Below are 12,722 nucleotides of genomic sequence, written 5' to 3'. Positions count from 1 at the left end.
GCCGCTAGGCAGGCTGGGCGAGCCGCGTGAGCTCGTCCGAAATCTCATCCACACTGGTGGGCCGCACCAGCCGCCCGACCTCCTGCCCGTCGCGCAGGAAGATCAGCGTCGGCCATAGCTTGATGCCGAACGATCGGCCCAGCGGCCGGCCACTGCCGTCTTCGATCTTCAGGTGGCGCAGCGGCTGCGTCCCGGCCAGGGCCTTCGCGATGAGCGGCTGCGCCGCCTTGCAGATGCCGCACCAGGGGGCGCCGAACTCGACCACGGTGGGACCGGACAGACCGTCGACCTCCGCACGGGAGGGCTCGACGCTTGCGTAGTTGGTGTTCATGCCGCGATTCTGGGTGGGCCGGCGAGGCTGCGCTTGCGCGGGGATTTCGGCGGCTCGCGTCGGTCTGCGCCGACGAGCCCGCGCGGCGGGCTCACGCCGCCTTGCCCCGGCTCCCGCCCAGCTTGCGATAGACGGTCGCGCGGCTGATGCCCAGCGCACGCGCCGCCTCGGCCACGTTGCCGCGCGCATCGTCGACCGCGCGGCGGATCAACGCCGCCTCGACGTCGCGCAGGCGCGGGCGCTCGGGGCCGGCCGCGTGCGGCAGCGGCGCGCGATCGGCGAGCTGCGGCCTGGCCTGGACGCGCAGGCCGGACCACAGCGGCACCTCCAACACCGCGTCGCCGCGGCGCGCCGCGTCGAAGAGCATCTGCGTCGACAGCGCGAACAGGTCGTTGCAGTGCGGCGGCGCCTCCGCGCCCGGCGGCTGGTGCAGCATCTGGCGCGCCACCGTGTTGCTGGCCGTGATGCGGCCGTCGGCATCGATGCAGAGAAGGCCTTCGCTGCCCGGCCCGGCGCCGTAGCCTGGCCAGTCCAGGCGCAGCCGCAGCGCGCAGGGATGGCTGTGCACCATCGCGTTCTCGATGCTGCGCGCCGACTGCGCCGCCAGGTGCCGTAGCCCGGGGCGCTCGGCCACTTGCACGCCGGTCAGGTCCAGCATGCCGATGCATTCCCCTTGCAGGCCGAACAGCGGGGCGCCCGCGCAGCTGTAGATGCCGGTGGCATCGAAGAAGTGCTCGCCGCGGTGCAGCCATACGGATTCGTGTTCGGCCAGCGCAGCGCCGATGGCGGTGGTGCCGACCGCGCGCTCCGACAGGTCGACGCCGACCCGCGCGATGTCGCGCGCATGGCGGTCCGCGGGGTCGCTGCCGCCGGGCAGGGCGCCGACCTCGATCACGATGCCCTCGGCGTCGGTCAAGATCGCGAAGTAGCGGGTGTCGGCAATGGCGCGCGAGAGCCGCGCCAACACCGGCCGCGCGGCGGCGACCAGGGCCCGGTTGCGCTCGGCCACCCGGTGGATCGCTGGGCGCGTGACCGGGTCGAAGCTCACCTGATGCTGCGGCCGGTGGCCGGCCTGGAGGCAGCGCTGCCAGGAGCGCAACAGCCAGGGTTCGATGCGGGCGCCGCGTGTGCCGGCGGACTCGCCCTCGATCCATTCGCGCCGCGCCTGGGCGATGGTCAGGGAGCGCTCAGGCAGGGGCGTTGAAGGTGTGCTCATCGTGATGGAGGGCGTCGCCATCGACGCATGCTGGGGGCTGCCCGCGCGGCAGGATGTTTCATTTTGAGAATTTCAAGGACAACCCGCAAGCGCCTAGGGTTTTGCCTAGGGTTGTGGGTTTCGGCGACGTCCAACATTCTGAGTTGCTTAGCCATCACCAAAACGGAGACAGCCACATGCAGGTTTCATTCACGGTCAACGGCCGCGCGGTCACGGTCGATGCGCCCCCAAACACCTTCCTCGTGCAAGCGATCCGCGAGCACCTCCAGCTCACGGGCACGCACGTGGGCTGCGACACCGCGCAGTGCGGCGCCTGCACGATCCACGTCGACGGCCGCGCGGTCAAATCCTGCAACGTGCTGGTCGCCCAGGTGGCCGGGGCGGACATCACCACCATCGAGGGCATCGCGCAGCCCGACGGCACGCTGCATCCGATGCAGGCGGCCTTCAAGGAGTGCCACGGCCTGCAGTGCGGCTTCTGCACCCCGGGCATGGTGATGAGCGCCATCGACCTGTGCAAGCACCACCCCAAGGCCAGCGAGACCGAGATCCGCGAGCTGCTGGACGGCAACCTGTGCCGCTGCACGGGCTACCAGAACATCGTCAAGGCCGTGCAGATGGGCGGCGAGGCCATGGCGGCCGCGCCGGCCACCGCGGCCACGGCATAAGGAGCACCATCATGGGCGCACCCGACTTCGCGAAGCTGCCGCACATCGGCGAGGCACTCAAGCGCAAGGAAGACTACCGCTTCCTGACCGGTGCCGGGCAGTACACCGACGACGTGAACCTGGCCAACCAGAGCCACGCCGTGTTCCTGCGCTCGCCGCATGCGCATGCGGCGATCAAGTCCATCGACACCGCGGCGGCCTCGAAGATGCCCGGCGTGGTGGGCATCTTCACCGGCAAGGACATCGACGGCAAGATGGGCGGGCTGCCTTGCGGCTGGCTCATCAACAACCCCGACGGCACGCCGATGAAGGAGCCGCCGCACCCCATCCTCGCCATCGGCAAGGTGCGCTACGTCGGCGACCACGTGGCGATCGTGGTGGCCGATACGGTGGAGAACGCCAAGAACGCCGCCGAGGCGATCAAGGTCGACTACGACGTGCTGCCCGCGCTGGTGAGCGTTGCGGACGCGGCGAAGAAGGCCGGCGGCGTTGCCCTTCATGACGCGGCCCCCGACAACCAGTGCTACAGGTGGGCGCTGGGCGACAAGGCACAGGTCGATGCGGCCTTCGCCAAGGCGGCGCACGTCACCAAGCTGGACCTGGTCAACAACCGCCTGATACCCAACGCGATGGAGCCCCGGGTCGCCATCGGCAGCTACAACCGCGCCAACGACGAGTACACGCTCTACGTCGCCAACCAGAACCCGCACGTCGAGCGGCTGCTGATGACGGCCTTCGTGCTGGGCCTGCCCGAGCACAAGGTGCGCGTGATCGCGCCCGACGTGGGCGGCGGCTTCGGCTCCAAGATCTTCCTCTACGCCGAGGACGTGGCGCTGACCTGGGCCGCCAAGCAGCTCAACCGTAGCATCAAATGGACCGGCGAGCGCTCCGAGGCCTTCCTGTCCGACGCCCACGGCCGCGACCACGTGAGCCATGCCGAGATGGCGATGGACAAGGACGGCAAGTTCCTCGCGCTGCGCGTGCACACCGACGCCAACCTGGGCGCCTACCTGTCGACCTTCTCGACCGCGGTGCCGACCATCCTCTACGCCACGCTGCTGGCGGGCCAGTACACCACGCCGCAGATCTACGTGGAGGTGGATGCCTGGTTCACCAACACCGCGCCGGTCGATGCGTACCGCGGCGCGGGCCGGCCGGAAGCGACCTACCTGCTGGAGCGCCTGGTCTCGCGCTGCGCCTGGGAAATGAACCTGGGGCAGGACGAGATCCGCAAGCGCAACTTCATCACGACCTTCCCCTACCAGACGCCGGTGGCCTTGCAGTACGACACGGGTGACTTCCACGCCTCCATGGACAAGGCGAAGGACCTGGCCGAGGTGGCGGGCTTCGCCGAGCGCAAGAAGGCGTCCGAGGCCAAGGGCAAGTTGCGCGGCATCGGCTACTCCAGCTACATCGAGGCCTGCGGCATCGCGCCTTCCAATATCGCGGGTGCCCTGGGCGCACGCGCGGGCCTGTTCGAATGCGGCGAGATTCGCGTGCACCCGACCGGCAGCGTGACGGTCTTCACCGGCTCGCACAGCCATGGGCAGGGCCATGAAACCACCTTCGCGCAGGTGGTGGCGGCGCGCCTGGGCATTCCGGTCGAGAACGTCGACGTGGTGCACGGCGATACCGGCCGCGTGCCCTTCGGCATGGGCACCTACGGCTCGCGTTCGATCTCGGTCGGCGGCGCGGCGATCATGAAGGCGCTCGACAAGATCGAGACCAAGGCCAAGAAGATCGCCGCCCACCTGATGGAGGCCAGCGATGCCGACGTGGAGTTCGCCAACGGCGAGTTCACCGTCAAGGGCACCGACAAGAAGATCCCCTTCGGCCAGGTGGCGCTGACGGCCTACGTGCCGCACAACTACCCGCTGGACAAGCTGGAGCCCGGGCTCGACGAGATGGCGTTCTACGACCCGACCAACTTCACCTTCCCGGGCGGCACCTACATTTGCGAGGTGGAGGTGGACAAGGAGACGGGCGAGGTAAAAATCGACCGCTTCACCGCGGTGGACGACTTCGGCACCATCATCAACCCGATGATCGTCGAGGGCCAGGTGCATGGCGGCATCGTGCAGGGCCTGGGCCAGGCGCTGATGGAGAACTGCGTCTACGACAACGAGAGCGGCCAGCTGCTCACCGGCAGCTTCATGGACTACGCGATGCCACGCGCCGACGACTTCCCGATGTTCAAGCTGGACACCACCTGCACGCCCTGCACCCACAACCCGCTGGGCACCAAGGGCTGCGGCGAGGCCGGCGCCATCGGCTCGCCGCCGGCGCTGATCAACGCGGTGCTCGATGCGCTGGCGCCGCTGGGCGTCAAGGACTTCGACATGCCGGCCTCGCCCCACCGCGTGTGGGAAGCCATCCAGAAGGGCAGCGTGAGCCCGACGCAAGAACCGCAACAAGCCGCCTTGACTGCCAGCACCCAAGGGCGCCCGGCGCCCTGACCCCGGAGGAAATCGAACATGTACGCCTTCACCCTCGAACGTCCCGCCAGCGTGGCGGATGCGGCCAAGCTGGCCGCGGCCGGCGGCAAGCTGCTGGCCGGCGGCCAGACCCTGCTGGCCTCGATGAAGCTGCGCCTCGCGGCGCCCGAGCAACTGGTCGACCTCGGCGGCATCAAGGAGCTCGCCGGCATCAAGAAGGAGGGCAACGCCTTCGTGATCGGCGCCATGACGCGCCATCTCGACGTCGGTGCCAATGCCGAGATCAAGGGCGCCTTCCCGGCGCTGGCCTGGCTGGCCGACCACATCGGCGACCGCCAGGTGCGGGCCATGGGCACCATCGGCGGCTCGCTGGCCAACAACGATCCCTCGGCCTGCTACCCCAGCGCGGTGCTGGGCTCGGGCGCGACCGTGATCACCAGCAAGCGCGAGATCGCGGCCGACGACTTCTTCCAGGGGCTGTTCGCCACCGCGCTGGAAGAGGGCGAACTGATCACCGCGGTCCGCTTCCCGATCCCGAAGCGCGCGGTCTACGAGAAGCTGCGGCAGAAGGCCTCCAACTTCCCGCTGGTCGGCATCTTCGTGACCCAGGGCGACGGCGGCGTGCGCGTGGCCGTGACCGGCGCGGGCAACGGCGTGTTCCGCCACCAGGGGCTGGAAGAGGCGCTGGCCAAGAGCTTCACGCCCGAGTCCGCGGCCGGCGTGAAGATCGATGCGAGCGATCTCAACAGCGACCTGCATGCGACGGCCGCTTACCGCGCCAACCTGATCAGCGTTCTGACGCAGCGGGCGGTGCGCAAGGCGCTGGGCTGAGGATGCAGGAACCGAACGCAGAGGGCGCAGAGCTTTCGCAGAAGGCGCAGAAAAAACACTGAAAAGCTTCGGCGGGTATCGTCTGCGACTTCTGCGGAACTTCTGCGTCCTCTGCGTTCAAGAATGATTTTTCCCAGCATCGACTCTGTCATCGCGGGCCTCGAGCAGGCCGGCTACTACGCCGACCGGCGGCTGGCGACGGCGGTTTTTCTCGCGCTCAAGCTGCAGCGTCCGCTGCTGCTGGAGGGCGAGCCCGGCGTGGGCAAGACCGAACTGGCCAAGGCGCTGTCGAGCGCGTTGCAGCGCGAGCTGCTGCGGCTGCAGTGCTACGACGGCCTGGAGCAGCGCGAGGCGCTCTACGAATGGAACTACGCGGCGCAGCTGCTGCACATGCGCGCGGCCGAGGCGCATGGCGCCGCGCGCGACGTGGAGGCCGAGGTGTACCAGCCGCACTACCTGATCCGCCGGCCGCTCCTGCAGGCCCTGCAGGCGCCGGCGCCCGGCGCCGTGCTGCTGATCGACGAGGTCGACCGCGCCGACGAGCCCTTCGAGGCCTTCCTGCTCGAATACCTGGGCGAGTACCAGGTCAGTATTCCCGAGCTGGGCACGGTGCGCGCGCTGGTGCCGCCGGTCACGCTGCTCACCAGCAACCGCACGCGCGAGCTCAACGACGCGGTCAAGCGCCGCTGCCTCTACCACTGGCTGGACTATCCGGAGCGCGAGCGCGAGCTCGCCATCGTGCGCGCGCAGGCGCCGGGGGCCAGCGAGCGGCTGTCGGAGCAGGTGGCGGATTTCGTCGCACGGCTGCGCAGCGCGCCCTTCGCGAACGCCTTCCAGCGCGCGCCCGGCATCGCCGAGAGCGTGGAATGGGCCCGGGCGCTGATCGCGCTCGACACGCTCGCGCTCGACCCCGAGGTCGTGGTCGACACCGCGGGCATCCTCTTCAAGCAGCGCGACGACGTGGCGGCGCTGACGCTGGAGCTGGCCGCGGATCTGTTGAAGCCCGAGGAAGCGGGGACATGAAGACCGCCGGTCTTCACGGGTGGCGACATGCAGCAGCTCGGTGACGCGCGCCGCGGCAAGCTGGCCGACAACATGGCCGGCTTCGGCCGCGCCTTGCGCCGCGCGGGCGTGCGCACCGACTCCGCGCGCATCGCGCTCGCGGCCGAGGCCGCGATGCTGGTGGGCGTGGACAGCCGGCCCGACCTCGCGGCCGCGATGGAGGCGGTGATGATCAGCCGCGAGCAGGACCGCGGGGTCTTCCGCGAGCTCTTCGATGCCTGGTTCCGTGACCCGGAGCTCGCCAACAAGCTGCTCTCGCAGATGCTGCCCAGCGCCGAAGGCAAGGCCGAGCCTTCGAAGCGCCGGCCGCGCGTGCGCGAGGCGCTGGCGGCGCCGCGCGATCCGGTGCAGGCCGCGCAGACCGAGCGCGAGGTGGACTTCGATGCGGCCATGACCGCCAGCGACCGCCAGCGCATGCACCATGCCGACTTCAACGCGCTGGGCGCCGCCGAGTACCGGCTGGTCGAGCGGCTGGCGCGCGATGTCGCATTGCCGGTGCCCTCCGTGGCGGCGCGCCGCCTGCATGCGGCCGGCAACGCGCGTGCGCATTCGCGCATGAACTGGCCCGGCGTCTGGCACGAGGCCGGCCGCACCGGCGGCGAGATGCTGCGCCTGCCGCGGCTCTCCCGGCGTACGCTGCCGCTGCCGCTGCTGGTGCTGATCGATGTCTCGGGTTCGATGGAGCGCTATGCGCGCCTGCTGCTGGCTTTCCTGCATGCGGCGACGCGGCGTGCGGGGCGGCGCGACGTGTTCGCCTTCGGCACGCAGCTGACGGACCTGACGCCGGCCTTCCGCATCGCCGACACCGACGCGATGCTGGGCGCCGCCGGCCAGGCCATCGCCGATTTCGCCGGCGGCACGCGGCTGGGCGCCTCGCTGGCGGAACTGCGCCGGAACCACGCGCGCCGCCTGACCGGCCGCCGCACCCTGGTGCTGGTGATCAGCGACGGCCTGGACACCGGCGAGCCCGAGGTGCTGGAGCACGAGCTGCAGTGGCTCAAGCGCCATTCGCGGCGCGTGCTGTGGCTCAACCCGCTCTTGCGCTACGAGGGCTATGCCCCGCTCGCGCGCGGGGCCGCGGTGCTGCACCGCCATGCGGACGCGATGCTCGCGGTCCACAATCTCAACGCACTGGAACAACTGGCCTCGAGCCTCGCGGCGCTGATGCGCTGCGGCCGCTAACCAAAAGGACACCACCATGGAAATGCTCGGCAACCGCTCGCTCCCGATCACGCAGCAGCAGGCCTGGGAGGCGCTCAACGACCCGGCAACGCTGCAGAAGTGCATCCCCGGCTGCGACAAGTTCGAGCCCTCCGGCGACAACGAATACACCGTGGCGCTGGCGGTCAAGATCGGCCCGGTCTCGGCCAAGTTCAACGGCAAGGTCAGGCTGGCCGACATCACGCCGCCCGACAGCTACAAGCTCTCCTTCGAGGGGCAGGGCGGCGTGGCGGGCTTCGCCAAGGGATCTTCCAGCGTCTCGCTCAAGCCGGTGGCCGATGCGCAGGCGCCGGCCTGCGAGCTCGACTACACGGTGCAGGCGCAGGTGGGCGGCAAGATCGCGCAACTGGGGCAGCGGCTGATCGACGGCGCCGCCAAGTCCACGGCCGACGATTTCTTCAAGCGCTTCGAGGCCGAGATGCAGGCGCGCTACGGCCCGCCGCCCGCGGCCGAGAGCGCGGAAGCGCCGGTCGCCGAACCGGCAGAGAAGACCGGCACGATGGCCGGCCTCATGCGCAAGATGGGCTTCGGCAAGAAGGACGAGGCGCCCGAGGGCGGCACCGGCGAGAAGCCGGGCGAATAGCGCAACGGAGACGAGACGGGAATGGAAAACCTCGACGTGATGGTCCTGCGCACGCTGCGCGACTGGCGGCTCGCGGGCCGCCGCGCGCTGCTCACGACGGTGGTGCGCACCTGGGGCTCCTCGCCGCGGCCGGTCGGCTCGATCATGGCGCTGGCGGAAGACGGCGCGGTGGTCGGCTCGGTCTCAGGCGGCTGCATCGAGGACGACCTGATCGCCCGCTACAGCCGCGCCCATGGCGCGCCTGGCGAGATGCCCTCCGGCCCGCCGGCACTGGTCAAGTACGGCATCACCGCCGACGAGGCGCACCGCTTCGGCCTGCCCTGCGGCGGGACGCTGGAGCTGCTGCTCGAATACGACCCCGACGCCGACTCGCTGGCCACGCTCGTCGAGGCGCTCGAACAGGGGCGGCTGATGCAGCGCACGGTCTTGCTGGCCGACGGCGCCGTGCGGCTGGCCGAGGCGAGCGCGCCGGCCGAGCTCATGGTCAACGACAGGGAGCTGGTCAACACCTTCGGCCCCGAGTACCGCATGCTGCTGATCGGCGCCGGCCAGCTGGCCGAATACCTGTCGACCATGGCCAAGTTCAGCGGCTTCGCGGTCACGCTGTGCGATCCGCGCGCCGAATACCGCACGGCCTGGTCGACGCCCGGCGTCGCCATCAGCACCGAGATGCCCGACGACGCGGTGCTTGCCTTCAAGCCCGACCGCCGCAGCTGCGTGGTCGCGCTCACGCACGACCCGAAGCTCGACGACCTGGCGTTGCTGGAGGCGCTGCAGAGCGAGGCCTTCTATGTCGGCGCGATCGGGTCGCGCCGCAATGCGCAAGCGCGGCGCGAACGGATGATCGAGCACTTCGACCAGACCGAGGCCTCGCTCGCGCGCCTGCGTGGGCCCATCGGCATCTACATCGGCAGCAAGACGCCGCCGGAGATTGCGGTGAGCGTGATGGCGGAGATCCTGGCGGTGAAGAACGGGGTGACGCTGCCGCGCGAGACCGAGGTCGCGGTGGCCAAGTCAGCTTTCGGCTGAGCGCGTTGGCCGAGGGCCCCGTTCAACGCTTGCGCAGGCCGGCGAGGAAGGTGGTGCTGCGGCCGAAGGCGCGCTGCATCTCCTTCGACTCGCGGGCCTCCTTGCCGGCCCGGGAGAAGGCGAAGACCGCGGCGGCGAGCGCGAAGCAGGCGCCGATCGCGATCAGCAGACCGGTGAAGGAACCCAGCCACCATGCAGTGGCGAGGACGGCGATGCTGGCGAGAAGAAGTAGGGCACGCATGGGGTGAAAAGTACCAGAGCACGCGCCGCGCGGCTGTGAACTATTGCTCGGAAGAAGCGGGCAGGCCGGTCTTATTCGGCCGTGCCCGGCACGCGCGTCGGGCTGCCATCGAAAGCGGCGAGCAGCAGCGGCGTGAGTGCCTCCATGCGCGTCTGCGCGGGCCCCTCCTGCGGCAGCAGCCCCGGCCTGAAGCCCGCTGCTTCGAAGCGCCGCAGCAGCGCGGCATCGGCACTGATGATGTGGACCGGCACGTCCCACGAGGCGCCCGCGCCGCTCACGCTGGCCAGCGGCTGGTGGTCGCCGATCACGATGGTGAGCAGCTGCCGCGGCGCGCGGTGCTCGAGGTAGTCGCCCAGCCACTGGAAGGTGTAGCCCAGGGATTCGAGGTAGGCCGGCACCGGCGCCTGCCAGGAGACCGGCGCGGCCAGCGATCGCGCCAGCTCGGCCGGGGTGTAGGCCTCGCTGCCCGCGAGCTTGTCCCAGTCGGTCACGTAGGGCGGCAGCGGCCGGAAGGGCGCATGGCTGGCGAGCGTTGCGAAGACCATGAAGCGCGGTGCGCGCTGGCCGGGCGGGGCCGCCAGTTCCTGCGCGTGCAGCAGCGCCATCGAGGCCTGGTCGGGAATGCGCCAGTAGCCGAAGGCCGGCCCGCGGTAGCCGATGCGTTCGGCGTCGCCATAGCGGTTGTAGCCATAGAAGCTGCCCTCGGGCCAGGGCCGCTGCAGGCCGGGCATCCAGTTGACGGTGCGCCAGCCATGGGCCTGGAAGTGGCGCACCAGCGTCGGCCGCTGCGTGGCCAGCAGCAACTCGTAGGCGCCGGGGTCCTGCATGTCCACGCCGCTCAGCAATTCGGCATGGGCCAGCCACGACGCGCCGCCGTAGGTGGGCGAGCGCACGCGCGCCGACACCACCTGCAGGCCGCCGGCCGCGAGCGCCTGCGCGAAGGCCGCGCGCCGCGGCGCGAGGGCGGCGGCCTGTTGCGGATTGTCCAGCGTGGTGGCGCCGTAGGACTCGGCGAAGAGCAGCAGCACGTCCGCACCGCGCAGCCCGGAGAGGTTGCCGTGCGCGAAGTCCGGGCTGGGCGAGAGCCGTGCGCTCGCCTGTCCGGGCAGCAATTGGCCGGCCAGCACGCCGGCCTGGTGGGCGAGGATCGGCGCCACCGGCATGGAGAAGAACCAGCGCGTGTCGCGCCCGCCGATGCCGTGCGCCGCAAAGCAGGCGCCGAGCAGCAGGCCGGCCAGCCCGATCGCGGGCCGCGGCCGCGGCCAGGCCAGGGCCTGTGCGACCACGCGCCAGCAGCGCAGCGCCAGGCCGTACAGCAGCAGCGGCACGGCCAGCACGGCCAGCACGCCCAGGCCGATCTGCCAGGCCGAGAACTCGCCCATGCGCAGCACCTCCAGCGCGTGGCGGCTGTCCCAGTAGAGGTTGAGCTGCCGGCCGAACACGGCCGACACCGTGACATCGAGGTAGCGCGCGACGATCCAGCAGGCGCTCGCGGCCGACAGCAGGCGCAGCGCGCGCGTTCCGGGTTGACCGCGCCACCCCATCCAGGCCGAGAGCGCCACCAGCGCCACGACCAGCTCGAAGGACAGCCGCAGCGCCGGGCGCGGCCACAGCCCGGGCCCGTGGTTCTCCAGCGTCAGCAGCGCATTGAGCAGCAGCAGCGGCAAAGCGATGCGCGCCAGCCAGCGGCCCCAGCCCGCCGGCGGCATCGAGGACCGCTGTGCGCTCATCACTTGCGCCTGGCTTCGAACTCGATGATCAGCGCCACCTTGTCGCCGACCCAGCCGTTGTCGACGCCGTAGCGCATGCCATAGGCGCTGCGCTTGAAGCTGCCGCGCGCCGAGACGCCCATGATGTAGTTCTTGTCGATGGGCGAGGTGCCGCTCTTGTTCCAGGTCGCACTGAGCGTGAGTGGCTGCGAGCGGCCCAGCAGCTCGAGATGGCCCGCGATCTCGAAAGTGCGCTCGCCGGTGCGCTTGGCGTCGGCCGCGGTGAACACCATGCGCGGGAATTCGGCGCTGTTGAGGAAGTCCGCGCTCTTCAGGTGCTGGTCGCGCTTGGCGTAGTTGCTGAACACGCTCTGCGTGTCGATCTCGATGCGCACCTGGCTGAGTGCGGCGGTGGCTTCGTCGAAGCTGTAGCTGCCGCGCGCGGCGCGGAACATGCCCAGCACCTTGGCGTAGCCGATGTGGTCGACCAGGAAGGCCGCGGTGAGATGCTCGGGGTCGAGCTCGTAGCGGGCCGGCTCGGCGCGCGCGGAGACCGTGGCGAGGGCGAGCAGGAAGGTTGCGCACAGCGTGCGCACGGCGGGAGCTTTCATGTCGCGGTTTCCAGTGAGAGTTGTCGATGGCGCACCAGCCACGCGATGTCGATCGCGAAGGACGCCGCCAGCAGGGCCAGGCTCGCGGCCGCGAGGGCACGGCTCCAGGGTAGCGCGATGAGCGGGCACAGGCACACGATCAGGCTGGCGATCTGCACCACGCACACCGTCTTGCGGCGCTGGCTGGGCGGCAGTGCGCGCGCCAGCCACGGCCAGGGCCGCGCGGCCAGCACGAAGAGATAGCGCATCAGGCCCGCGGCCAGGATCCATGCGCCGGCCCTGCCGAAATGAAGCGCCAGCAGCGACAGCACCAGCACCAGCAGCGCGTCGGTCTCCATGTCGAAGCGCGCGCCGAAATCGCTGGCGAGGCCGCCGCGGCGCGCGAGCGGGCCGTCGAGCGCATCGAGCAGCGCGGCGGCGGTGGCGACCGTGATGCAGCCCCAGGCGTCGGCATCGGCGACGACCTCGCCGACCAGGGCGGCCAGCAGCGCGATCAGCGCCAGGCGCCCCAGCGTCACGCGATTGGCGGCGCCGAAGCGTGCGTTCGGTGCATGCGCGGCGAGGCCTGCGAGCACCAGCGCGAAGGCCGCGGCGAACACGGCCAGCGCCTTGAGCTGGAACCACGGCCCGAACTCGCCGAGGCGCCCCACCAGGGCAGCCAGCGCGGCCAGCAGCAGGAAGCAGGGCAGGGCCTCGCGCCAGGCATCGCGCCGCAGCGCGGCCAGCCGTTCGGCGCCGGCCGTGGGCATATCGGAGGATCGCGTGAGCATGGTCTTAAGATCGGT

Annotated in this window: 13 protein-coding genes; 7 read left to right on the top strand and 6 right to left on the bottom strand. The window is 70.5% G+C overall.

The window, feature by feature from the left end; genetic code table 11:
• Positions 1–4 precede the first annotated feature (4 nt).
• Entirely contained in the window at positions 5–331 is a 327-nt protein-coding gene (locus GXN78_RS05620) for a thioredoxin family protein (RefSeq protein ID WP_106555285.1), read from the bottom strand.
• Positions 332–422: 91 nt separating this feature from the next.
• Positions 423–1,547, bottom strand: a complete 1,125-nt coding sequence (locus GXN78_RS05615; protein ID WP_239142616.1) for a helix-turn-helix domain-containing protein — start codon at positions 1,545–1,547, stop codon at positions 423–425.
• Positions 1,548–1,723: 176 nt separating this feature from the next.
• Here GXN78_RS05615 and GXN78_RS05610 point away from each other — a divergent pair, with 176 nt between their 5' ends.
• The 7 genes from GXN78_RS05610 (at position 1,724) to GXN78_RS05580 (ending at position 9,376) form a co-directional block, all read left to right on the top strand.
• Complete coding sequence (locus GXN78_RS05610; RefSeq protein ID WP_106555287.1) at positions 1,724–2,215, top strand: (2Fe-2S)-binding protein; 492 nt, start codon at positions 1,724–1,726, stop codon at positions 2,213–2,215.
• An 11-nt stretch (positions 2,216–2,226) separates the two neighbouring features.
• Positions 2,227–4,671 carry a xanthine dehydrogenase family protein molybdopterin-binding subunit gene (locus tag GXN78_RS05605; protein WP_106555288.1) on the top strand — a complete coding sequence of 815 codons (2,445 nt, stop codon included), beginning with the start codon at positions 2,227–2,229 and terminating at the stop codon, positions 4,669–4,671.
• Between the two features lie 18 nt (positions 4,672–4,689).
• A complete protein-coding gene (locus GXN78_RS05600) occupies positions 4,690–5,481 on the top strand; it encodes a xanthine dehydrogenase family protein subunit M (protein ID WP_106555289.1) in 792 nt (263 codons plus the stop codon).
• A 123-nt stretch (positions 5,482–5,604) separates the two neighbouring features.
• Positions 5,605–6,504 (top strand): MoxR family ATPase, encoded by a 900-nt coding sequence (locus GXN78_RS05595; RefSeq protein ID WP_106555290.1) that lies wholly within the window; start codon positions 5,605–5,607, stop codon positions 6,502–6,504.
• Positions 6,505–6,531: 27 nt separating this feature from the next.
• The gene (locus GXN78_RS05590; protein WP_106555291.1) at positions 6,532–7,725 is read left to right on the top strand and encodes a VWA domain-containing protein; all 1,194 of its coding nucleotides are present in this window, start codon (positions 6,532–6,534) and stop codon (positions 7,723–7,725) included.
• A gap of 16 nt (positions 7,726–7,741) precedes the next feature.
• Positions 7,742–8,347, top strand: coding sequence for a carbon monoxide dehydrogenase subunit G (locus GXN78_RS05585; protein WP_106555292.1), 606 nt, complete (start codon positions 7,742–7,744; stop codon positions 8,345–8,347).
• 21 nt (positions 8,348–8,368) lie between these two features.
• Positions 8,369–9,376 carry an XdhC family protein gene (locus tag GXN78_RS05580; protein ID WP_106555293.1) on the top strand — a complete coding sequence of 336 codons (1,008 nt, stop codon included), beginning with the start codon at positions 8,369–8,371 and terminating at the stop codon, positions 9,374–9,376.
• A 22-nt stretch (positions 9,377–9,398) separates the two neighbouring features.
• On the opposite strand, the gene GXN78_RS05575 is transcribed toward GXN78_RS05580, so the two are convergent.
• From GXN78_RS05575 to GXN78_RS05560, 4 genes are all read right to left on the bottom strand, one after another.
• Positions 9,399–9,617: a hypothetical protein gene (locus tag GXN78_RS05575; RefSeq protein ID WP_106555294.1), complete on the bottom strand. Its 219-nt coding sequence runs from the start codon at positions 9,615–9,617 to the stop codon at positions 9,399–9,401.
• A 71-nt stretch (positions 9,618–9,688) separates the two neighbouring features.
• Positions 9,689–11,347, bottom strand: a complete 1,659-nt coding sequence (locus tag GXN78_RS05570; RefSeq protein WP_106555295.1) for a hypothetical protein — start codon at positions 11,345–11,347, stop codon at positions 9,689–9,691.
• On the bottom strand, positions 11,347–11,937 hold the full coding sequence (locus tag GXN78_RS05565) for a YceI family protein (RefSeq protein ID WP_106555296.1): 591 nt from the start codon (positions 11,935–11,937) through the stop codon (positions 11,347–11,349). Before GXN78_RS05565 ends, GXN78_RS05570 begins: the two co-directional genes overlap by 1 nt.
• Complete coding sequence (locus GXN78_RS05560) at positions 11,934–12,707, bottom strand: CDP-alcohol phosphatidyltransferase family protein (protein ID WP_146162985.1); 774 nt, start codon at positions 12,705–12,707, stop codon at positions 11,934–11,936. Before GXN78_RS05560 ends, GXN78_RS05565 begins: the two co-directional genes overlap by 4 nt.
• Positions 12,708–12,722 lie beyond the last annotated feature (15 nt).

This window comes from Variovorax sp. WS11 (assembly GCF_010499245.1).
Lineage (GTDB): Bacteria > Pseudomonadota > Gammaproteobacteria > Burkholderiales > Burkholderiaceae_C > Variovorax.
Note: the sequence above shows the minus strand (reverse complement) of the source record. Positions and strands in the feature narration are given on the sequence as shown.